Source organism: Aerococcus christensenii, from assembly GCF_001543105.1.
In the GTDB taxonomy this organism is placed as follows: domain Bacteria; phylum Bacillota; class Bacilli; order Lactobacillales; family Aerococcaceae; genus Aerococcus; species Aerococcus christensenii.
Genome location: NZ_CP014159.1, coordinates 795820 through 817537 on the forward strand (window position 1 = coordinate 795820; position 21718 = coordinate 817537).

Genomic DNA, 21718 nt, shown 5'->3' on the forward strand with positions numbered 1-21718 from the left:
GGGGCAATGGCTGCTTGTCATTTTGCTTGCGTAGATGACTTACCTCTAATTTCACAACCAGGTCAAGTTATTCTATCTGGATTGCTGATTATGGCGGATTGGATAGCTAGCAATGAAAAATATTTTCCACTTATAGCAATGGATACAGATAAAGTAGAGTCTAATCGTGTAGAAAAAGGATTTACAAAATGGTATAGAGATAGAGCTGAAACTTGGGAGCCGGAAAGTTATTGTAATGACAGTTATCAAAAACGATTTGGCTTTGAACCTAGAGAAGTGCAAAAAAAGGTTTCTGATATACTTAGCAAAATGGATAATCCAGGAATAGTTATTATGGAAGCCCCCATGGGCATTGGGAAAACAGAAACGGCACTTGTTGCCGTAGAAGAGTTCGCTCAAAAAACTAATAGAACGGGAATATTTTTTGGCCTACCTACTCAGGCGACATCTAACGGTATTTTTTCTAGGGTGGAAGACTGGTTAAAACATGGTGAGGGAGAAAAATCTATTCGATTAATTCATGGTAAGGCTCAACTAAATGATCAATTTGCAAATTTGCCGAAAAGTAGAAATATTCATAGTGAAGACAGTGTTGGTGTCAATGAATGGTTTGCTGGTAGAAAGGTAGCCATTTTAGATGATTTTACAGTGGGAACTGTTGATCAAATTTTACTTGCCGCATTAAAGCAAAAACATTTAATGCTACGACATTTAGGATTTGCCAATAAAGTTGTTGTTATCGATGAAGTTCATGCTTATGATGCTTATATGAGCGTTTATTTATATCAAGCTTTGATGTGGCTTGGAGCATATGGTGTGCCAGTTATTTTATTGTCTGCAACGTTGCCAATTTCTAAGCGAAATGAGCTTTTAAAGCAGTATATGGTTGGAGCAGGTTATGGATTTAAAAAATTAGATAAGCCTCAAGATTTTGATAAAAACGAAAATTATCCTCTTTTAACCTACAATGATGGAGAAACAATTAATCAATTTTCTCAATTTAATAATGTGCAGGGCATTGATTATGAAATAGTCAAAAAAACGAAAGAGGATAGTCAAGATATTATTGGCTTTATAAGAAATCTTACTCCACACGGGGGCGTTGTAGGCATTATTTTAAATACTGTTAAACAATCACAAAATTTTGCAGAAAAATGTGTGAATGAATTTGGAGAAGAAAATATTGAACTTTTACATTCGGCGTTTATTGCAACAGACAGATATAAAAAAGAAAGGCAACTAATAGATAGCATTGGTAAGGGTGGAAAAAGACCACAATTCAAAATAATTATAGGAACGCAGGTTATAGAACAATCATTAGATATTGATTTTGATGTTTTAATTACGGATCTTGCACCTATGGACCTTTTATTGCAGAGAATGGGTAGGCTTCATAGGCATAGCGACACCAAGCGGCCAGAAAATTTAAGAAAGTCCCAAGTATATGTATTAAATTGTGGTAATTATGATTTTAATGAAGCAAGTACTTATGTGTATGCAAAGTACTTACTATTCAGAACAGAATATTTTTTGCCAGATAAAGTCAATTTGCCAAATGATATTTCTCATTTGGTGCAGTTAGTTTATTCTGGCAAAACTTTAAATTTAAGTGATGATTCATTGAATAAGGACTACAATACGTATCAAAGAAAGTATAATGCGGATACTGATAAAAAAGAACAGCAGGCAAAAGTATATAGGCTTGTTAATCCACGTAAAAAGATATCTCAAGAAAAAAATTTATCAGATTGGATTAAAAATTCTGATCATAGTGCAGAATTATCAGACGTTAATGCTTATGCTCAAGTGCGAGATAGTGCTGATCGTGTGGAGGTTATCGCTCTCAAAAAATGTGAAGGTGGTTATGAGTTTTTTGATAAATCAGGGAAACTTGATCCTATTGATAATAAAACTGCCATGGAAATTGCTAAGCGTACCATTCAATTATCTTTTGCTACTTACTACGGCATAGGAATTGATGAAGTAATTAAGGCGCTTGAAAAATATTATTTAGAACATTTTCAAGATTGGAATCAGCAAAGTTGGCTTAAGGGTAGTTTAGCCATTATTTTCGATCAAAATGATGAATTTAGACTATTTAATAAAATATTAAGATATAATAATAAATATGGATTGAAAGTGATAACGGAGGATATAAATGAGCGATTATAATTTGGTTGATGAGCCTTGGATATCTGTTGTAGTAGATTATAAAGGTACAACTAAACTTGTAAGTCTGAAAGAATTTTTTGAACATGCTCACGAATACATAGCTCTTGCGGGTGATATGCCTACTCAAGATTTTGCTGTTATGAGATTTTTGTTAGCAATTTTGCATACGGTTTTTTCACGATATGATGCTCATGGAGAAGAATTTGTTCATGAATACGTAAATTATTGGTAATAATATTAACTGGCTTATTGAAAAGAGCAGTGAGCGTGTAGAGGGCAGTTGAACTGGTATTAATAAAAACGGTATCGTTAGACTTGATGAAATTAGCCGCCATATTAGCAATAGACGTCTTTATTTTTTCGATAGCAGAGTTCATAGAAGCGTTATCGTTAAACTTATAGTTGTTGTTTAAACGAACAAAGCCATGAAAGCGGGTGACGATGCCCATTGTTTCTAATGTGGATAAATCTCTGCGAATAGTCATTAAGGAAACTTGGCACAAATTCGCTAAGTCATGAACGGATAATTTGCTTTCTGTAGCTTCTTGTAGAAGTCTTTCAATATATTGATGGCGTTGATAGATTTTTTGAGCGGAATTTTTCATTGGATGGCTCCTCTAGTATTTGACATAGCAAATCGCATATTCTTCACTTTTTATCATAGTATAAAAAATAGAGAAGGAAACAAAGGAATGTTCGATTGAAATATAAAAAGAACAGATACAGTTATTGAAAGCGTTTAAAGATGTTCGTATAATGAAACTGTAAGAAAAGGAATACCAACCGATAGGAGGAATACAAAAATGGCAAATTTTGCAAAAAGTATTGATGAAATTACGAAAGATATGTGGTTGAAAAATATTTTCCCAGAATGGGGAACTTGGCTAAATGAGGAAATCGCGGCAGCCAAAGTACCTGAGAAAACTTTATCAATGTGGTGGTTAGGAAACATGGGAATTTGGATTAAATCTGACCATGGAACTAATGTTGTGATTGATATGTGGAATCAAACTGGGAAACAAACGATTGGGTCTGGGCAAATGAAAAAAGGACATCAAATGATGCGGATGTCAGGTGTTCGTAATTTGCAACCTAATCGGCGCAATCAACCTTTTGTTATTGATCCGTTTGAAGTTAAAGATATTGATGTGCTTTGTGTAACCCATTCACATTCAGATCACTTAGATCAAACAACAGCTGCAGTAGTTACTCGTAATTGTCCAAATGCTATTTTTGTGGGTCCGCAAGACGTTGCTGATAAGTGGATTAGCTGGGGTGTCCCAGCAGATCGTGTGGTAGTATTACATCCACATGAAAGTGTGAAAGTGAAAGATGTAGAAGTAATTGGGTTAGAATCGTTTGACCGAACGATGTTATTGACAGTAGATGATCCAGAAGAATCATTAAAAGGAAAGCCAGTTCGGGATATGAATGAATTGGCCTTGAATTATTTAGTTAAAACCGAAGGCGGTTCTGTTTATCACGCTGGAGATTCTCATTATTCTAATATGTATGTTAAACATGGAAAAGAATATGATATTGATATTGCTTGTGTAGCTTATGGAGAAAATCCAATTGGTATTACAGATAAATTAACTTCATCTGATGTCTTAAAAGTTGGTGAAGCTCTACAAGCTAAAGTTGTTATTCCAACTCATTATGACATTTGGACGAACTTTATGGCAGATCCGAAAGAAATTCTCTATCTATGGAAATATCGTAAAGATCGTATGAATTATCAATTCCAACCGTTTGTATGGCAAGTAGGTGGACGGTATGATTTCCCAGGAGACTTAGATCATTTTGAATATATGTATGATCGTGGATTCCACGATGCATTCGATTATGAAAATGATTTGCCATATGATGCCTTCTTATAATAAGAGAAAGTAGGATAATAACCATGCTACATTATTTTTATGAAAATCATCTTGTTCATTATGCCAAGCAAACACCTGCAACATGGGAAGAAGCCATTCGCATTTCTTGTGAAGTGTTGAAGGCTCAACAGTATATTACTGATCAATATGTAGATGCCATTATCCAATCCGTTAAGGATAATGGCCCCTATATTGTAATTGTTCCAGGTATTGCTATGCCACATGCTATGGCTGATAATCCTGGTGTATTAGGGACAGGTATTAGTTTTACAAAATTTGAACAGCCAATTAATTTTTTAGATCAAAAAACAGGAGAAGAACATTCTGCCTCTTTATTTTTTACCTTAGCTGCTAAAAATTCAGAAGAACATTTGAAAAACATTCAAAATTTAATGGATTTATTAATGAACGAAGACATTGTCGAAAAATTAAAGGCAACGCATTCTTTAGCAGATTATAAACAGTTACTAGAAGATTTAAATAAATAAAGGAAGTTATTACTATGAATCAAATTGCAGATGTTTTATTTATAGCTTGAACATTTTTTGCTAAAAATATTCTGACGCAACCAGCTTTTATGATCGGTACTATTGTTTTGATTGGTTATATTTTGCTCAAGCGGCCTTGGTATGATTGTTTAGCAGGATTTTTAAAAGCAACGTGTGGCTATCTAATTCTTGCTGTTGGATCAGGTGGTTTGGTTAAGAATTTCCGCCCAATTTTGGTAGGATTAAAAGATCGTTTTAATTTATCAGCGATGGTTATTGATCCTTACTTTGGATAAAATGCTGTTACAGAAGGGGTAGAACCGATGTTTGGACGCACTTTTGGTGACGTTATGCTCTTATTGTTAATTGCCTTTATTGTTAATATTATCCTCGTTCGGTTCAATAAATGGACGAAATTACGTGCTTTATTTACAACAGGTAATGTGCAGGTACAACAGGCTTCTACTGCATTTTGGATTATGCTCTTTTGCTATCCAATGATGGGCAGATGGTCTGTGCTTATTATTATGTCAATTATTCTTGGCTTATATTGGGCAGTTGGTTCTAATTTAACAATTGGTATTTGTCAAGATTTAACAGATGGGGGCGGCTTTGCTGTTGCGCACCAACAAATGTTTGGATTAACCTTCTTTGCTAAATTAGCTGAAAAATTCAAACAAAAAGACGGCAAAGAAGTAAAACGGATGGAAGATGTGAGTTTTCCAGGGTGGTTATCCATCTTTAACGAGAATATGGTTTCCACTTCTATTTTGATGTTACTTTTCTTTGGAATTATTTTAGCTGTATTAGGGAAACCATATTTAGTAGGATTAAAAGCGTTAAAACCTGATAAAAACTTTTTGTTCTATATTGTTGAAACTTGCTTGAATTTTGCAGTTTACTTAACTATTTTACAATTAGGAGTACGTACATTCGTTGGAGAATTAACAGAATCTTTCCAAGGAATTTCCAATACGATTTTACCTGGAGCTGTTCCTGGGATTGATATTGCAGCAACATTTGCCTTTGGATCACCGAATGCTTCTACTATTGGTTTCTTATCTGGTGCCATTGGGCAGTTTTTAATGATTACTTTGTTAATTGTTTTAAAATCACCTACTATTGTTATTGCAGGATTTATTCCAGTCTTCTTTGATAACGCAGCGATTGGTGTGTTTGCAAATAACCGGGGAGGGTATAAGGCTGCTTTAGTCTTACCATTCTTCTCAGGTATTATTCAAGTATTGGGGTCAGCAGTGTTTGCTACCTGCATTGGACTATCACAGTATGGCGGTTATTTGGGAATGTTAGACTGGGCGACAGTATGGCCAGGATTCACTATCATTATGAAATTGTTAGGCTATGCAGGAATTGCTGTTGTAATTGCGATTTTATTAGTCATTCCACAATTACAATATAGGAAGAATCCAGAAGGATACTTTATGCAAGTAGAAGATTACGAACAATATAAAGAAAAATTTGCTAAAAACTAGTTAGTTAAATAAAGCATTTCAAAAAAATGAGGAGGAATAACAATGCGGGTTTTAGTATCATGTGCAAATGGATCAGGAACCAGTTTAATGTTACAAAGAAGCGCTGAAAAAGCTTTGAAAGAATTAGGCTTTAAAATTACAGCGATTAATCATACTTCAATCGCTGAAGGAAAAAGCACAGCGCGTAATTTTGATGTAGTTTTTACACCACTTAACTTTGTGAATATGTTTGATCAAGCGATCAAGCAAGGAGTGACAGTTATTGGCATTCAAAATGTTATGTCTGCAAAAGAAGTTAAAGAAAAAGTAGAAAAAAGCGATTTAATGAATAAAAAATAAAAATAACTTTTTCAATATAAACCAATTAATTGAAAAGGAAGGACTAACAAAATGACTTTACCAAAATTACAAATAGCCTGTGACCATAATGATTTATCAAGTGCTTTAGCGGATATAAAAGCGGTTGGAGATGTAGTAGATATTATTGAAGCCGGGACGCTTTGTTGGCAGGAGAAACATGGGGAGAAAAAGACCTGAATAAAGTAAATAAATTGATAGATATGGGCTTTAGAGTGTCTGTAACAGGAGGATTAAAAGTAGAAATATTGGATCTATTTAAAGGCGTTGATGTGTATACCTTTATAGCTGGGCGAGGCATAACGCAAGCAAAAGATCCCAAACAAGCAGCGATTGATTTCCAAAATAAAATAAAAGAAATCTGGGGGAAATAGCCCACAGGGCGAAAAAATAAGTTCAGCGAGCATCCCTAGGGGGTTGTGCTGAACTTATTTTTATCCCATAAAAGGATAAGGAGGAAGTATAGTGGTCAGTTTAGGAATATATGAAAAAGCACTTCCGAAAGGGATAAGTTGGATACAACGATTGAAAATGGCTAAAGAGTTAGGCTTTGATTTCGTAGAAATGTCAATTGATGAAACCGATGAACGGTTGGGGCGGCTAGATTGGACAAAAGAAGAAAGACATGAAGTAGTCAATGCGATGTACGCAACAGACATGAGAATTTTTTCAATTTGTTTAAGTGGCCATCGACGATTTCCATTTGGATCGTCTGATCCAAAGAAACGGCAAATAGCGCTAGAAATGATGCAAAAAGCAGTGGACCTAGCAGTGGATCTAGGAGTTAGAAATATCCAATTAGCAGGATATGATGTGTACTATGAAGAGAAAACAGATACTTCACGCGCGTACTTTATGGAAAATTTACAAAAAGCGGTGCATATGGCAGCAGAAAAGCAAGTGATGTTATCCATAGAAATTATGGATGATCCATTTATTAATTCGATAACAAAATTTAATCAAATTAAGCGAACGATTCACTCTCCATGGCTACAAGTTTATCCAGATTTAGGGAATCTAAGTGCATGGTCAAGTAATGAGGTAGGTGCAGAATTAGAATTAGGTATAGATGAAATTGTAGCGTGTCATGTCAAAGATACCCGGAATGTGACAGAGGATTTCCCAGGACAATTCAAAGAGGTTCCATGGGGAGAAGGGGATGTAGACTTTTTGGGCTGCTTTAAAACTTTAAAACGATTGAACTATAATGGCACCTTTATGATAGAAATGTGGTCAGAAACGGCAGATGATCCAGCGGAAGAGATAAGGAAAGCAAAAGCATATGTATTACCATATATGAGAGAGGCGGGATATCATGTCTAGAGAAGCAATCATTCAAGCAATGAAAGAGCGGGTATGTTTAGCAAATTTAAAATTACCAGAATATGGATTAGTGACTTTAACATGGGGGAATGTCGCAGAAGTGAATCGGGAGTTGGGAGTAATTGTGATCAAACCATCAGGAGTACCGTATGAAAAAATGAATCCAGAGGATATGGTAGTGACTGATCTAGAAGGGCATTTACTTGAAAAAGACAGTTTACGACCTTCATCAGATTTACCGACAGATGTTGTTTTGTTCAAAGCGTTTCCTGAAATTGTAGGAATCACTCATACGCATAGTGTACAGGGAGTGTCTTGGGCACAAGCTGGTCGGGACGTTCCAGTATATGGGACAACACATGCGGATAATTTTTATGGACCAATTCCGTGTACGCGTGATCTCACGCAAGCAGAAGTAGAAGAAGCGTATGAAAAGAATACAGGGAAAGTAATTGTAGAAACATTTAGAGAACGACAAATTGATCCCATGGTAGTTCCAGGAGTATTAGTGCGTAATCATGGGACTTTTTCGTGGGGAAATAGTGCGATGAAATCAGTAGAGGTAGGGAAAGTCATTGAAACAGTATGTGATATGGCAGAACGTACAGAGCAATTGAAAAAACAAGCAGCCTGCCCTATTCCACAATATTACCTAGATAAGCATTATTATCGTAAGCATGGTAAAAATGCTTACTATGGTCAAAAGTGATCATAAAAACACAAATAGTCTTCAAGGCATAGAGTTCTTGAAGGCTATTTTTTATGGGGGGGTAAGCGTTGTTTTGAGTGAATGCGATTGAGTATAATTAAAAGAAATAGAGCACTATAAATTAGAAGGAGCTGGATACATGAAGAAAAAATATTTACTAGGGATTGATGGTGGAACAGGTGGAATGCGAGTAGGTATTTTTGATTTTAAAGGATATGAAAAAGGTTTTGCATCTGTTCCTTATCCGACCTATTATCCGCATTCGGGATGGGCAGAACAAAAACCACTAGATTGGTGGAGAGCTTTAAGAAAGGCTATTCAAGAGGCTTTACAGACAAGTCAAGTTAAAAAGGAAGAAATTCTTGCCCTGTCTTATGATGTGACGTGTTGTAGTGTGGTTTTATCGAAGAATGATGGGACGGCGTTACGGAATTCTCTTATTTGGATGGATGTTCGCGCAACGGAAGAAGCACATGAAATTGCTCAATGTGATCATCCTGTTTTAAAATTCAACGGATATGGAAATGTATCGGCTGAATGGATGCCATGTAAGGTGCTTTGGTTAAAACGCTATGAACCTAAAATTTATGAACAGTCTGAAAAGATTTGCGAATATGCGGATTGGTTGACTTATCAATTAACAGGAAAATGGACAATGAATTTATCTAATAGTGCCACTCGGTGGTACTATGACAGTCAATCTGGAGGCATCCCAGATGATTTTTATCAAAAGATTGGATTAGGAGATGTTTTAGCTAAATTTCCTCAGCGGGTGACTACTTTAGGTGAACAATTGGGAAAGTTACGTCTAGAAGCAGCGGAATTTTTAGGGTTAACAACGGACACAATCGTTGGTCAAGGAGGAGCAGATGCCTTTGTAGGTATTTTGGGCTTAGGATTAAATTATCCTGGCGAGGTTGCGTTGATGACGGGATCTTCGCACTTGGTGATGGGATTAACTGATCAGTATACTTATCAAGGGCAGGGGGTATTTGGACCATTTCCAGATGCTATTCAGCCTGGCTTAGGATTTGTAGAGGGAGGGCAAACATCCAGTGGGTCTATTTTAACTTGGTTTATAAAAAATTTTTGCAGAGATCTTGAACAGTGTAGCGAAAATCCTTATGATGTATTGGATCAAGAAGCTAGAACAATAGCACCTGGATCGAATGGATTATTAGTATTAGATTGGTGGCAAGGAAACCGTACGCCTTATACGGATCCTGATGTGCGTGGGATGATTTATGGTTTATCGCTAGCTTCTACACGATCTGAGATTTATCGTGCTATTTTGGAAGGAGTAGCTTATGGTACAGAAAACGTATTAGAGCGATTTAGGCAATTAGGATTTCAAGTGAATGAATTAGTGATGGGAGGAGGGACTTTACGGAGTGATTTGTGGATACAAATTCACGCTGATGTAAGTAATTTACCAGTAAAAATTCCTGAAAATGGGCAGGCGCCCACACTAGGATCAGCAATTTTAGCAAGTGTAGCAGCAGGGGTTTATGAAACCAATGCTTTAGCGATTGAATCAATGGTAAGGTATCGAAAAGTGGTATTACCTCATTCAGAAAGTCATAAAAGATATCAGCAATTATTTAAAAAGTATCAACTGGCCTACCCTATTTGTGGTGAGTGGATGAAAAGTAGAGGAGAGGATGAGTAAGTATAAAGAATCAAGTCCTATTGTGTTTTTTATAAAGCACTCTATAATTGTGAATTCGACAATTATAGAGTGCTTTAATTTAAAGTGAGTAAATTTATATAAATTAATAAGTAGCAGCACCTTTTTTTACGTTTGTAAAACATCAATGCAATAGTAAAAAAACAGTTGAAAGCGAATACATGAATGTGATATTATTAACGTGTAAAATAAAGAAAGGAAGATTATTATGACAATTGGGAAAATTCGTACAGTTTTAGGAGATATAGATTCTAGCAAGATGGGATATACAATGTCTCATGAACATATTTTATCTCATCCACAGGGGCATGGTTCGAAAGTGGAAGAAGACCATTTATTAAATAGTGTGCCTAAAGCAATTGAAATGTTGAAATTATATAAAGAGGCTGGGGGTGGAACTATTATAGAAGCAACTCCTCAAAGCTGGGGGCGTAATACGGCAGGAATGTGTATTGCATCTAAAGAATCTGGAGTAAATGTGATCGCTACTACAGGATATATTTGCGAAGAACATGGTATGGAACCAGAAGTATCAGATTGGTCTGTTGATTTTTTAGCAGAAAGAATGATACATGATATTGAAGTAGGGATGGATGATACAACAGTGAAGGCTGGCTGGATTAAGTGTGGAACAGCTTATTTGCATATTACTAATAATGAAGAAAAAGTAATTCGGGCAGGTGCTATTGCTGCAACAGAAACAGGGGTGTGTCTTCATGCGCATACGACAGCAGGAACCATGGGAATAGAAATTTTAGAGATATTAGAAGAAGAAAATTTTGATTTAAGTAGGATGATAGTATCGCATGTTGATCGATTCCCTGATTTGTGGTACCACCGTAAAATGTTAGAGAAGGGAGCTTATTTACTTTATGATGGACCAGGTAAAGCAAAATATTATCCAGATCAAATGCGTGTGGATTTATTGAAACAATTAGTTAAGGATGGATTTGAAGATCGGTTGTTGTTATCGAATGATATGGGAAGAAGATCCCATCATACGGTGTATGGGTATGGACCTGGATTTAATTGGATTAAACAAAGATTTATACCAAGATTGATAGAAGAAGGTATTCCTGAAAATGTAGTTCATAAATTTATGTATGAAAATCCGCAAAAAATTTATACGATGATCAAATAGGAGAATAAATCGTGAGACCTAAATTACAAGTAGCTATGGACATTACAGATTTAAATAAAGCTATAGATATTGCTAAAAAAGTTGATCAATACGTTGATATTGTAGAAATTGGAACGATTTTAGCTATTCAATGTGGCATGGAAGTTGTTAAAGCGTTAAATGAACTTCCTCATAAGGCAAAGATTTTGGCAGATATTCGGATTATAAAAGCCGGTAAATCAATTTCTAAATTGGTTTATCAAACAGGAGCAGATATTATCACTGTAATAAGTGATGCGACAGAAGAAACCTTACAGGCAGTAGTAAATGAAAAAAATAAATATTCTGATAAAGAAATCTTATTAGAAATTAATGAGAATTATACAGATAAACAATTACATTATTGGTTAGATTTAGGAATAAAAAATATTATTTTTCATCGCTCTAGTGAGTATGTTTTAAAAGAAAGAGATTGGGGGCATCAAGATTTTATTGAGATTGAAAGGCTTCATAAAATGGGGTTTAAAGTAGGAGTAACTGGTGGAATAAGTTTTAATGATTTACATCAATTTAAAGGGGTTCCTGTAGATTGTTTTATTATTGGTAGAAGTATCTCAAAAGCCGATCATCCAGATTTAGAAGCTAAAAAGTATATGGATGAAATTAAACGAATTTTTGGAGAATAGTTTATGTTTAAATTTGGAATATATGAAAAAGCGTTGCCAAAAAATAATTTTCAAGAACAACTCAAGCGCGCAAGACAGATAGGGTATGATTTTTGGGAAATGTCTGTAGATCCATCAAAAATTGATAGATTATTTTGGGATAAAGAAAGTATTTATAAAATGAAAGCGATGTGCGATTATGCAGAATTACCTATTTATAATATGGTGTTGAGTGCACATAGGGATACACCTTTGGGAAGCATAGATGAAGGAGACTACAGTCAAGCAAGAAATTATTTAATGAAAGCGACAGATTTAGCGGTTAAGCTGGGAATACGAACTATTCAAATTGCAGGTTACTATAATTCGAATAAAAATAAGGTTGATGGTAGTAGAGAACGATATGTGCGTAATTTAAAACAATGTGTAGACTATGCCCAACGAAACGGAGTGATGTTAGGTATAGAAAATGTTGATTATGACATTGTAGATGGGATAACAATTAGTCAAATAATAAGTGAAGTAAATAGTCCGTATTTAAAAGCTTATCCAGATGTTGGAAATTTTGCAGCAAATGGACTAGATGAAGTAAATGAGCTAGAAGTATTAAAAAATAACATTGTAGGGATTCACTTTAAAGATACAAAAATTAACACATTTCGAAGAATTGATTTTAATTGTGGAATAGTCAACTTTGATAAAATTTTATCATATCTCTTAAGCATTAAATATGAAGGATATATTGGAATAGAGATGTGGGAAGATGATAAAGCAGATAGTTTGTCAAAAGTTTCAAATGCAATAAAATTTATAAAAAATAAGTTTAATTAGGTGATCAAAAAATTAGTTTATAGCATTGAAAAGAGGATAATATGATTTTAAAAGAATTAAGAGAAAAAGTTTGTTATCAGAATAAAGAATTAAAAAATAATAATTTAGTGCTTTGGACAAGTGGTAATGTTAGCGCTCGTGATAAAAAGACAGGTTACATGGTTATCAAACCGAGTGGAGTATTGTTTGATGACTTGACCCCTGAAGATATTGTTGTTTTAGATATGAAGGGCAGTATCGTAGAGGGAAAGTGTAAACCATCTGTAGATACCAGATCACACTTATATATATATAATCATATGCCAGAGGTAAACGGGATTGTTCATACCCATTCGCCTTATGCTACAAGTTTTGCTATTACTGGAGAGCCACTTGATGTTTATACTACTACTGCAGCTGCTGTGTTTGGATGTCAGGTGCCAATTCCTGATTTTGTGACAATAGGGGAAGAAGAAATTGGTAAAGAAGTAGTAAACAAGATAGGAGCTTGTTCTGCAATATTAATTAGAAACCATGGCGTATTTACAATAGGAAATTCATCAGAAGCGGCTCTTAAAAGTGCAGTAGTTTTAGAAGAAAATGCACAGTATGTGCATTATGCAATGTGTCGTCAAAATGTTACGCCATTATCAGCTGATAATGTTAAAAGAGGGTATAACACTTACCATACAACTTATGGACAGAATGCAGTGATTGATTTACTTGAAGAAAAGAGTTAGATAAAAACAAATGATAGTGAGGAATTATTATGAATACTTTTATAGATATTTTAATAAATCAAGTCCTTGGGCAAGCACCATTTATTATGGGAATAATCTGTTTTATTGGTTATATTTGTTTAGGAAAAGGTTTTTCTAGAGCAATTACGGGTTTTATAAAAGCATTTGTAGGGTTTAATATTTTACAAGTTGGAACGGGAGGACTAACTAAAACTTTTAGCCCAATTTTGAAAGCGCTTCAGTCTAGATTTGGAGTAGAAGGAGCTGTGATGGATTCCTATGTTCCATTGGGAAATGCGCTAGATAAATTAGGAGAAAATGCGGCATTAGTAGGCTATACTTTGTTAATAGGATTTGCTTGGAATATTTTATTGGTTTTGTTTTCTAAATATACAAAAATACGAGCGTTACAGGTAACAGGACATGTCATGTATGTGCAATCAACAATATTGTTATGGATGGTTTATTATAATTTAGGATCTGTTTCTTGGGTCAATGTAGTAATAGCAGGTATATTAGTGGGAACCTATTGGTCGGTATTTGCTAACTTAACGTTAGATATTACTAATCAAGTAACGGGCAATGCTAATTTTGCAATTGGACATCAACAGATGCTAGCGTTATGGTTATCCAGTAAATTAGCTAAGAAATTTGGGAAAACGGATACACGTATTGAAGATCTAACTTTTCCAAAGACATTAGAAATGTTTAATGATAATATTGTATCTTCCACTATTTTGATGACTATATTTTTTGGAATGATAATGGTGATTATTGGATCAGAAGCGTTTAAAACAAAATTAGTATTCCCATTGTTTATATTTACAACTACAGCTAAATTTGCGGTATATCTTTCAATTATACTTTATGGTGTACGGATGTTTTCTGCAGAATTAGTAGAATCATTTAATGGAATTTCAGCTAAGATTTTACCTGGCTCTGCACCAGCTGTAGATATTGCAACGATATATGGATTTGGACATCCGAATGCAACACTGTTAGGATTTGTTGCAGGTGCAGTTGGTCAAATTGTAGGATTAATTTTATTATTCCTTACAGGGTCTCCGGTTGTTTTAATTCCAGGATTTATTCCTATGTTTTTCGATAATGCAGGTATCGCTGTATATGCTAATTATTTTGGAGGAGTTAGAGCGGCAGCTATTTTACCCTTTTTATCTGGAGTGATACAAGTTAGTTTAGGGGCTATTACCTATATGCTTTCAGGGTTATCAGGAGGTATTATGGCTAATTTTGATTGGGTCACGCTTGTCCCTGGATTTATGTTAATAATGAGATATGGTCAAATTATTGGAGTAGTTATTTTAATTTTAGTTTTATTAGCAATTCCTCAAATTCAATATAAAAAAAATAAGGAAAGCTATATTTAAAGTAGGAGGCGAGATATTTATGTTGAAAATTGTGGCAGCTTGTGGAAATGGAATGGGCTCAAGTTTAATGGTAAAATTAAAAAATGAAAGTGTTTGCCAAGAAATGGGGATTGATGCACATATAGATCACATGAGCATAGGAGATGCTAAAAATGTATATAGAAATTACGATATAATTATTTGCTCTCAAGCTTTATTACATAATTTTAGTCAATTAGAAAATATTAAAGTAATAGGACTTAGAAATTTATTATCCACAGAGGAAATTAAAGAAAAATTTATAGAAAATGATATAAAGTAGGATAAATTAAGTGTTTAAAAATTGTGAGCATAATTAACGATATTAGAAAAGGATTAAAAAATGTATGATCGAGACAAAATATTAGTAAAAATTTCTATCCTTTTTTACAAAGAAAATATGAGTAAAACAGATATTGCCAGTTCTTTGGGTATTTCGCGCCCTACAGTTTCTGCATTATTGGAAGAAGCTAAAGCAAATGGAATTGTAAAAATAACAATAAATCATCCTGAAGCAATTATTATCAATCAACAAGAACAATTAAAAAAGAAATTTAATTTAGAGACTGTTTTAATTGCTCCAGATTCAGATTCTTTAGAAATGGTAAAATCAGAAGTTGGTTATTTATGCTCGCATTTTATTGAAAATAAAATAGATGATACTTATACATCTATAGGCATTGGCTGGGGGTCTACAGTCTATAATTTTGTGAGAAAGGCATCGTTTCAAGATTTCTCTCAATTAAGTATAGTGCCATTAATAGGTGGAGTAGATGTAAAGAATACTGAATATCAATCGAATCAATTAGTGTTTGAATTGGGAAGAAAATACCATGCAAGGACCAGTTATTTTTATGCACCTGCAGTAGCTGAGACAGAAAATATCAAATTTAATTTTACTGAATCGAAATTTGTTCAAGAAATATATATGCAAGCAAAATCTGTAGATATTGCTATAGTGAGTGTAGGAAGACCAATTGAACAGTCTACTTTTTATAAGTTAGGTTATATATCGGATGAAGAAAAAAAGGAATTAATTCGTAAAAAAGCGATCGGTGATATTTTAATTTCTCAAATTGATGAAAATGGTAATGAAATTGATTCACAATTAACGAAAAGAATGATTGGATTAACACTAGCAGATATTAAACAAATAAAAGAAATTGTACTACTAGCAGCTGGTGTTGAAAAATCAGAAGTACTTTTTAAATTGCTTAAACAAGGTATTATACAACATTTAGTGATTGATAGTAGCATAGCTGAACGTTTATTAGAAATGAAATAGCATATTTAATAATGTTCAAATATTAGGAAGAGGAGACAAGGTATGAATTTTGATTCGGAAGATTATTTGAAAAAGGTTGATGCTTGGTGGCGAGCCGCTAATTATATTTGTGTTGGTCAATTGTATATGAAAGATAATCCTTTATTAAGTCGACCAATAAGAAAAGAGGATATTAAAGTAAAGCCTATAGGACATTGGGGGACGATTCCTGCTGGTAATTTTATCTATGCGCATTTAAATCGATTGATTAATAAATATGATTTAAATATGATGTATATCGTAGGGCCGGGACATGGGGGTCCTGTCATGAATACAAATGCGTATTTGGATGGAAGTTATACGGAGATTTATCCAGATGTCACTCAAGATATTCAAGGAATGAGAAAGTTTTTTAAGGAATTTTCATTTCCAGGAGGGGTAGGGTCCCATGCTGCTCCTGAAACACCAGGTTCAATACATGAGGGAGGCGAGTTAGGTTACTCTATTTCCCATGCAGTAGGTGCAATTTTAGATAATCCTAATTTAATAGCAGTTCCCTTTATTGGTGATGGAGAAGCAGAAACGGGTCCATTAATGACCAGTTGGTTATCTAATGCTTTTATCAATCCTGTTAATGATGGAGCGGTTTTGCCTATTATTAATCTTAATGGGGCAAAAATTTCAAACCCAACATTACTATCAAGAAAAACAGATGAAGAATTAACTTTATTGTTTAAAGGCTTTGGTTGGGATCCTATTTTTATTGAAGGCGATGATCCTGTTTTAATGCATCACCTTGCTGCTAGCAAGTTGGATGAGGCTATTGAAAAAATAAAAGTTATTCAGAATCAGTCGCGCATGAAAAAAGCGGATGAAGTGAGTTTACAACATTGGCCAATGATTATTTTAAGAACACCCAAAGGGTGGACTGGGATTCATAAGCTAGAAAATAAGGTTGTAGAAGGAAGTTTTAGAGCACATCAAATTCCGTTGCCAGTAAGCCAAAATGATTTAAGTTATGTTGAAGAGCTAGAAAAATGGTTGAAATCGTATAAACCGAATGAATTATTTACTAAAGAAGGGAAATTAATTCCAGAATTAAAAGAAATTGCACCAAAAGGCAATAAGAGAATGGCAAAAAATCCTGCAACTAATGGAGGAATAGACCCTAAGGTGATTAAGTTACCTAATTGGGAAAAATTTGGATTAACAATTCAAAAGCCGGGAGAAATGGTTTCTCAAGATATGATTAATTTAGGCAGTTATGTAGCGGAAATTATAAAGGAAAATCCAACTAATTTTAGAGTGTTTGGGCCAGATGAAACTGCCTCAAATAGATTACAAAATATCTTTAATGTGACTAATAGGCAATGGTTAGAATCGATTAATAATGAAACTGACGAATTTATTTCCCCTGCGGGAAGAGTAATTGACAGTCAGTTATCAGAACATCAAGCTCAAGGATTTTTAGAGGGGTATGTGCTTACAGGAAGATATGGATTTTATGCAAGCTATGAGTCCTTTTTGAGAATTACAGATTCGATGATGACTCAATTCTTTAAATGGATTCGAAAAGCCAATAAATTTTCATGGAGAAAGCATCCAAAAGCTTTAAACATTATTTCAGCATCAACTGTATTTCAACAAGATCATAATGGTTATACGCATCAAGATCCAGGTGTATTAACGCATCTGGCAGATAAAAAAGGAGAGTTTATCAGAGAATATTTACCTGCAGATACTAATTCTCTGTTAGCCGTTATGAGAAAAACTTTAGCTAGTGAGAACTGTATTAATTTAATTGTTGCCTCCAAACATCCAAGGCCTCAATTTTATACTATAGAAGAGGCTAAGGAATTAGTAGAAGTGGGTTATAAGGTAATTCCTTGGGCATCTTCTATAAAAAATAACGAAAGTCCAGATATAGTGATTGCGACATGTGGAACGGAACCTAATTTAGAAGGACTAGCGACTGTTTCTATTTTGAATAAGGCATTTCCTAAATTAAAAATTAAATTTATCAATATTGTCGATTTATTAAAATTAAGGCATCCAGATATAGATACACGGGGGATTTCGAACCAAGTATTTAATGAGTTGTTTACAGTAAATAAACCTATTATATTCACTTTTCATGGATATGAAGGATTGATTAGGGATATTTTTTATAATAGAGAAAATAGGAACTTACATATTCATGGGTACAGAGAAGAAGGAGATATCACTACACCGTTTGATATGCGGGTATTTAGTGAAATGGATAGATTTCATTTAGCTAAAGAAGCGGCACAATTAGTTTATGGAGAAAAAGCAGAGTCATTTATTCAAACAATGGATGATTACTTGGCCTATCATTATAATTATATTAGAGAAAATGGAGCAGATATTCCTGAAGTCGAAAATTGGAAATGGGAAGCTATCAGTCAATAAAAAATATAACCATAGAGTTTAAACGGGTTAAGAGGGAATTTATTTCTTGCTCATTAAATGTTTAAAATCTTGAAAGCCATGCATACCACAATTGATTATGCATGGTTTTTATTTTGCAAAAGACTAAAGCAATGGAATATGATAAAATGAAAGAAATAGAATCAGGAGGAAAGTTTGTGCAAAAAATTGGTTTATATATTCATATTCCTTTTTGCGAAAAGCGATGTAATTATTGTGCTTTTTTGACTTTTGATAATCAAGGAGCGATGATTGCACGCTACGTCACTTATTTAGCCAAAGAAATGCTATTGTGTCGCCACTCAAACTATGAAGTAGATACCGTTTATTTTGGAGGCGGCACACCATCTTATTTAAGCGCAGAACAGATGACTTATTTGATGGTTCAGTTAAAGAAAGTGTTTTCTATTGCTCCAAAGGCTGAAATCACGATTGAAATGAACCCAGAGTCTGTTACTGCAGAACGATTGCAAGCCTACTTGTCTTCGGGCATTAATCGCTTTTCAATGGGAGTACAATCATTTGATGATAGGGTCTTAGCTGTAGTGGGAAGGTTACACCATAAAAAAGAGGTCTTTGAAAAAGTAGCTTTAATGAAAGAAATGGAATGTCAGGATTTTAATTTAGATTTGATGTTTTCTAATCCTTATCAAAGTAGGAAGATTTGGCAATCAGATATTGCTTTAGCGCTCGCCTTAGATCCGCCACATTTATCGTGTTATTCTTTAATTTATAAACCACACACCAAATTTTATCAATGGCGAGAGAAGGGTATTATTGATGGAGTAGAGGATGAAGAGGATCGTGCAATGTACCATTATCTACAAGACACATTGCAATCATCGGGCTACCATCAATATGAAATTTCTTCTTTTGCTAAGCCGAATCATGAAAGTCGACATAATAAAAAATATTGGACATAACAAGATTATTTGGGATTGGGGTTAGGTGCTTCGTCTAATATAGGCAATCGACGGTTTGATAATGTGCAAAGTTTTCTTACTTATTTTAAAATGATTGATGTAGGAATGCCACCAGTAGACAAGGATACGATTCAGGTATTGTCACAAGAAGAGTGGGAAAAAGACTATATTATGTTGACGATGCGGTTGATAGAGGGACTTTCGATTGCAGAAGTGAATCAAAAGTTTGGTATTGATTTTTTAACAAAATATGAAGCGGCTATTCAAAAGAATTTAAACAATGGCATAGTATGTCTGCAAGAGGGAAGGCTACGTTTACTCAAAGGAAAATTTACCTCAAACAGGTTTTGAAGAAACAATTACCCCAGAATTAGTTGTTGGTGTACTTTCCGTTTTAAGTGGTATGGGCTATGTGATTCAAAAGGAAAAAATTAATAAAGCAGACTAATTGTTAAATTTGCACTCAAGCAAAAGAGCTAGTTTTTAAGAAGCTAGCTTTTTTGTCGTTGAAAATTTTAAATCTAAAAGAAAAATCCCTTAACTCTGGGCTTTCTTGAATGAAGAAAACAATTATGATACAATAGTGATTACAGGGGAGCTTGTGTTGACAGGCTGAGAGGAAGTTTTTAACTTCGACCCTTTACCTGATGCGGATAATGCCGCCGTAGGAAGCTATGATAAAGATATTTAACAGGAGCTTCTATGAGGAGCTCCCTTTTTGTAGACAAAATTTTTCGTTGACTAGGAGGATATTATGAAACAAACAAATAGTAAAAAATTAGCTTTAGCGGCTATGTTGACAGCAGTCGCTGTCGCAGGATCTACTTTATCCTTTCCTATTTTCGGAAGTCGGTGTGCGCCTGTTCAGCACATGGTCAATGTTTTATGTGCCGTCTTATTAGGACCAGGGTATGGTTTGTTAGCAGGCTTTTTAGCATCTTTACTTCGGAATTTATGGGGATTAGGGACTTTACTTGCCTATCCAGGGACTTTGTGCGGGGCCTTGTTATGCGGGCTTACCTATAAATATAGCAAAAAATTGAGTTTAACGTGTTTAGCAGAAGTGGTTGGAACAGGGATTTTAGGCGGACTTTTGGCTTACCCCATTGCCATAGCCTTTATGGGAAAAAGTACAGCGAATTTAGCAGTCTATGTTTATGTGGGACCTTTCTTGATCTCGACAGCTGTAGGATCAGTGATTTCCTTTATGTTCCTCACCTACTTGAAGAAGGTCGGGCTGCTCGACCGTCTTCAGAAAAATTTGGAGAGATAAGATGGAAAAATGCATACAAAATCTTAGAAGCCAGTCACCGCTCATTCATTGTTTGACCAATTATGTGACGGCTAATGATTGTGCAAATTTACTTTTGGCTTGTGGAGCATCTCCTATTATGGGTGATGCGGAGGAAGAAGTAGAAGAAATCACGCAGCTCAGTGATGGACTCTTGCTGAATATGGGAACGCCGAAAAATCGAACCTTGCCAGTGATGTTAAAAGCGGGCAAGCGAGCGAATGAACTGGGGCATCCGGTGGTGTTTGATCCTGTTGGTGTGGGCGTATCTGCCTTTCGTAGGAACATTGCGAATGGACTGATGAATGGTGTTCATTTTCAAGTGATTCGTGGGAATTTGTCAGAAATTAAATTCTTAGCAGGTTTATGCGCGAGCTTTAAGGGGGTGGATGCGGGTCAAGAAGAACGGCTCACATCTGATAAAATAGAAGACCTTCTTCCGTTTTTGCAAAGTTTTGCTGAAAATCGGCAAGCCATTATTGTGGTAAGTGGGGAAGTGGATCTGGTTTGTGATGGGGGAAAAGCGTATGCAATTCGAGCAGGCCATCCGTTGATGGCAAAAGTGACCGGAACGGGATGCATGTTGTCAGCTTTAATTACTGCTTATGTGACTGCGAATTCGTCGCATTCCCTACTTGCTACTGTGGCAGCGGTTTGTGCCATGGGGTTAGCCGGAGAAAAAGCGGCTCTCAGAATGTCCAATCAAGAGGGAAGTAATTCTTTCCGTTGTTATTTAATAGATGCTATTTCTCAGATGACTCCTAAAGATTTTGCATTGGGAAGTGAGACGGAACGCTTATTGAGCCGTATTAGAATCTAAAAAACGTCCAAAATTATTTTCGGACGGAGAGAATAGGGCTTGATGTGAGAAGCGCAACTCTCAAAAGTCTTATCTATTGTTTATTTCTATGAGACAGTGAGGGAAAAATAAAAAGGTGTTGG

21 protein-coding genes, 3 pseudogenes and 1 riboswitch are annotated in these 21718 nt (G+C 34.9%); of the genes and pseudogenes, 23 read left to right on the top strand and 1 reads right to left on the bottom strand.

Going from position 1 to position 21718, the window contains the following annotated elements; all coding sequences use genetic code 11:
• Positions 1-6 precede the first annotated feature (6 nt).
• Positions 7-2172, top strand: coding sequence for a CRISPR-associated helicase Cas3' (gene cas3 / locus AWM71_RS03755; protein WP_236701163.1), 2166 nt, complete (start codon positions 7-9; stop codon positions 2170-2172).
• A pseudogene (locus AWM71_RS07875) lies at positions 2159-2377 on the top strand (type I-E CRISPR-associated protein Cse1/CasA); the annotation flags it as partial. The gene cas3 and the pseudogene AWM71_RS07875, both read left to right, overlap by 14 nt.
• On the opposite strand, the gene AWM71_RS03760 reads toward AWM71_RS07875, so the two are convergent.
• Positions 2310-2777: a DeoR family transcriptional regulator gene (locus tag AWM71_RS03760; RefSeq protein ID WP_060776720.1), complete on the bottom strand. Its 468-nt coding sequence runs from the start codon at positions 2775-2777 to the stop codon at positions 2310-2312. The pseudogene AWM71_RS07875 and the gene AWM71_RS03760 sit on opposite strands and share 68 nt — an antisense overlap.
• A 198-nt stretch (positions 2778-2975) precedes the next feature.
• Here AWM71_RS03760 and ulaG point away from each other — a divergent pair, with 198 nt between their 5' ends.
• The 21 genes and pseudogenes from ulaG to thiM all read left to right on the top strand — a co-directional run bounded on the left by ulaG (position 2976) and on the right by thiM (position 21596).
• The gene (ulaG, locus tag AWM71_RS03765; RefSeq protein ID WP_060776721.1) at positions 2976-4052 is read left to right on the top strand and encodes an L-ascorbate 6-phosphate lactonase; all 1077 of its coding nucleotides are present in this window, start codon (positions 2976-2978) and stop codon (positions 4050-4052) included.
• A 23-nt stretch (positions 4053-4075) separates the two neighbouring features.
• Positions 4076-4540 carry a PTS sugar transporter subunit IIA gene (locus tag AWM71_RS03770; protein ID WP_060776722.1) on the top strand — a complete coding sequence of 155 codons (465 nt, stop codon included), beginning with the start codon at positions 4076-4078 and terminating at the stop codon, positions 4538-4540.
• Between the two features lie 68 nt (positions 4541-4608).
• Positions 4609-6033: pseudogene (locus tag AWM71_RS03775) on the top strand (PTS ascorbate transporter subunit IIC).
• Between the two features lie 42 nt (positions 6034-6075).
• Positions 6076-6372, top strand: a complete 297-nt coding sequence (locus tag AWM71_RS03780) for a PTS sugar transporter subunit IIB (RefSeq protein ID WP_060776723.1) — start codon at positions 6076-6078, stop codon at positions 6370-6372.
• A gap of 51 nt (positions 6373-6423) precedes the next feature.
• Positions 6424-6570, top strand: a complete 147-nt coding sequence (locus AWM71_RS08340; RefSeq protein WP_201783969.1) for a hypothetical protein — start codon at positions 6424-6426, stop codon at positions 6568-6570.
• Positions 6522-6764, top strand: a pseudogene (locus AWM71_RS03785) (orotidine 5'-phosphate decarboxylase / HUMPS family protein); the annotation flags it as partial. The gene AWM71_RS08340 and the pseudogene AWM71_RS03785, both read left to right, overlap by 49 nt.
• Before the next feature lie 91 nt (positions 6765-6855).
• The gene (locus tag AWM71_RS03790) at positions 6856-7713 is read left to right on the top strand and encodes an L-ribulose-5-phosphate 3-epimerase (RefSeq protein ID WP_060776724.1); all 858 of its coding nucleotides are present in this window, start codon (positions 6856-6858) and stop codon (positions 7711-7713) included.
• Positions 7706-8422 carry an L-ribulose-5-phosphate 4-epimerase AraD gene (araD, locus tag AWM71_RS03795; RefSeq protein WP_060776725.1) on the top strand — a complete coding sequence of 239 codons (717 nt, stop codon included), beginning with the start codon at positions 7706-7708 and terminating at the stop codon, positions 8420-8422. Before AWM71_RS03790 ends, araD begins: the two co-directional genes overlap by 8 nt.
• Before the next feature lie 139 nt (positions 8423-8561).
• Positions 8562-10091 (top strand): FGGY-family carbohydrate kinase, encoded by a 1530-nt coding sequence (locus AWM71_RS03800; protein ID WP_060776726.1) that lies wholly within the window; start codon positions 8562-8564, stop codon positions 10089-10091.
• Between the two features lie 226 nt (positions 10092-10317).
• Positions 10318-11250, top strand: a complete 933-nt coding sequence (locus AWM71_RS03805; protein WP_060776727.1) for a phosphotriesterase family protein — start codon at positions 10318-10320, stop codon at positions 11248-11250.
• An 11-nt stretch (positions 11251-11261) separates the two neighbouring features.
• The gene (locus tag AWM71_RS03810) at positions 11262-11915 is read left to right on the top strand and encodes an orotidine 5'-phosphate decarboxylase / HUMPS family protein (RefSeq protein ID WP_060776728.1); all 654 of its coding nucleotides are present in this window, start codon (positions 11262-11264) and stop codon (positions 11913-11915) included.
• 3 nt (positions 11916-11918) lie between these two features.
• Entirely contained in the window at positions 11919-12725 is an 807-nt protein-coding gene (locus AWM71_RS03815; RefSeq protein ID WP_060776729.1) for an L-ribulose-5-phosphate 3-epimerase, read from the top strand.
• Between the two features lie 41 nt (positions 12726-12766).
• Complete coding sequence (locus AWM71_RS03820; RefSeq protein WP_236701150.1) at positions 12767-13444, top strand: L-ribulose-5-phosphate 4-epimerase; 678 nt, start codon at positions 12767-12769, stop codon at positions 13442-13444.
• Between the two features lie 29 nt (positions 13445-13473).
• Positions 13474-14832 (top strand): PTS sugar transporter subunit IIC, encoded by a 1359-nt coding sequence (locus AWM71_RS03825; RefSeq protein WP_061096471.1) that lies wholly within the window; start codon positions 13474-13476, stop codon positions 14830-14832.
• Between the two features lie 19 nt (positions 14833-14851).
• The gene (locus AWM71_RS03830; RefSeq protein WP_060776730.1) at positions 14852-15133 is read left to right on the top strand and encodes a PTS sugar transporter subunit IIB; all 282 of its coding nucleotides are present in this window, start codon (positions 14852-14854) and stop codon (positions 15131-15133) included.
• 60 nt (positions 15134-15193) lie between these two features.
• Positions 15194-16135, top strand: coding sequence for a sugar-binding transcriptional regulator (locus AWM71_RS03835; protein WP_060776731.1), 942 nt, complete (start codon positions 15194-15196; stop codon positions 16133-16135).
• 42 nt (positions 16136-16177) lie between these two features.
• Positions 16178-18544, top strand: a complete 2367-nt coding sequence (locus AWM71_RS03840) for a phosphoketolase family protein (RefSeq protein ID WP_060776732.1) — start codon at positions 16178-16180, stop codon at positions 18542-18544.
• A 176-nt stretch (positions 18545-18720) separates the two neighbouring features.
• Complete coding sequence (hemW, locus tag AWM71_RS03845) at positions 18721-19485, top strand: radical SAM family heme chaperone HemW (protein WP_236701151.1); 765 nt, start codon at positions 18721-18723, stop codon at positions 19483-19485.
• 9 nt (positions 19486-19494) lie between these two features.
• Positions 19495-19836, top strand: a complete 342-nt coding sequence (locus tag AWM71_RS08445) for a hypothetical protein (RefSeq protein ID WP_236701152.1) — start codon at positions 19495-19497, stop codon at positions 19834-19836.
• A 230-nt stretch (positions 19837-20066) separates the two neighbouring features.
• Positions 20067-20173: riboswitch (TPP riboswitch) on the top strand.
• 66 nt (positions 20174-20239) lie between these two features.
• A complete protein-coding gene (thiW, locus tag AWM71_RS03850) occupies positions 20240-20758 on the top strand; it encodes an energy coupling factor transporter S component ThiW (RefSeq protein WP_060776733.1) in 519 nt (172 codons plus the stop codon).
• Position 20759: 1 nt separating this feature from the next.
• Positions 20760-21596, top strand: coding sequence for a hydroxyethylthiazole kinase (gene thiM / locus AWM71_RS03855; protein WP_060776734.1), 837 nt, complete (start codon positions 20760-20762; stop codon positions 21594-21596).
• The last annotated feature ends 122 nt before the right edge of the window (positions 21597-21718 follow it).

What these genes read in the sequence shown, in the direction of transcription:
- AWM71_RS03800 (WP_060776726.1), top strand. Translation starts at nt 8,562, where the DNA reads ATGAAGAAAAAATATTTACTAGGGATTGATGGTGGAACAGGTGGAATG.
- AWM71_RS03770 (WP_060776722.1), top strand. Translation starts at nt 4,076, where the DNA reads ATGCTACATTATTTTTATGAAAATCATCTTGTTCATTATGCCAAGCAA.
- AWM71_RS03840 (WP_060776732.1), top strand. Translation starts at nt 16,178, where the DNA reads ATGAATTTTGATTCGGAAGATTATTTGAAAAAGGTTGATGCTTGGTGG.
- AWM71_RS03815 (WP_060776729.1), top strand. Translation starts at nt 11,919, where the DNA reads ATGTTTAAATTTGGAATATATGAAAAAGCGTTGCCAAAAAATAATTTT.
- AWM71_RS03780 (WP_060776723.1), top strand. Translation starts at nt 6,076, where the DNA reads ATGCGGGTTTTAGTATCATGTGCAAATGGATCAGGAACCAGTTTAATG.
- ulaG (WP_060776721.1), top strand. Translation starts at nt 2,976, where the DNA reads ATGGCAAATTTTGCAAAAAGTATTGATGAAATTACGAAAGATATGTGG.
- AWM71_RS08340 (WP_201783969.1), top strand. Translation starts at nt 6,424, where the DNA reads ATGACTTTACCAAAATTACAAATAGCCTGTGACCATAATGATTTATCA.
- AWM71_RS03820 (WP_236701150.1), top strand. Translation starts at nt 12,767, where the DNA reads ATGATTTTAAAAGAATTAAGAGAAAAAGTTTGTTATCAGAATAAAGAA.
- thiW (WP_060776733.1), top strand. Translation starts at nt 20,240, where the DNA reads ATGAAACAAACAAATAGTAAAAAATTAGCTTTAGCGGCTATGTTGACA.
- AWM71_RS03835 (WP_060776731.1), top strand. Translation starts at nt 15,194, where the DNA reads ATGTATGATCGAGACAAAATATTAGTAAAAATTTCTATCCTTTTTTAC.
- cas3 (WP_236701163.1), top strand. Translation starts at nt 7, where the DNA reads ATGGCTGCTTGTCATTTTGCTTGCGTAGATGACTTACCTCTAATTTCA.
- AWM71_RS03760 (WP_060776720.1), bottom strand. Translation starts at nt 2,777, where the DNA reads ATGAAAAATTCCGCTCAAAAAATCTATCAACGCCATCAATATATTGAA.
- AWM71_RS03825 (WP_061096471.1), top strand. Translation starts at nt 13,474, where the DNA reads ATGAATACTTTTATAGATATTTTAATAAATCAAGTCCTTGGGCAAGCA.
- AWM71_RS03830 (WP_060776730.1), top strand. Translation starts at nt 14,852, where the DNA reads ATGTTGAAAATTGTGGCAGCTTGTGGAAATGGAATGGGCTCAAGTTTA.
- AWM71_RS03805 (WP_060776727.1), top strand. Translation starts at nt 10,318, where the DNA reads ATGACAATTGGGAAAATTCGTACAGTTTTAGGAGATATAGATTCTAGC.
- araD (WP_060776725.1), top strand. Translation starts at nt 7,706, where the DNA reads ATGTCTAGAGAAGCAATCATTCAAGCAATGAAAGAGCGGGTATGTTTA.
- thiM (WP_060776734.1), top strand. Translation starts at nt 20,760, where the DNA reads ATGGAAAAATGCATACAAAATCTTAGAAGCCAGTCACCGCTCATTCAT.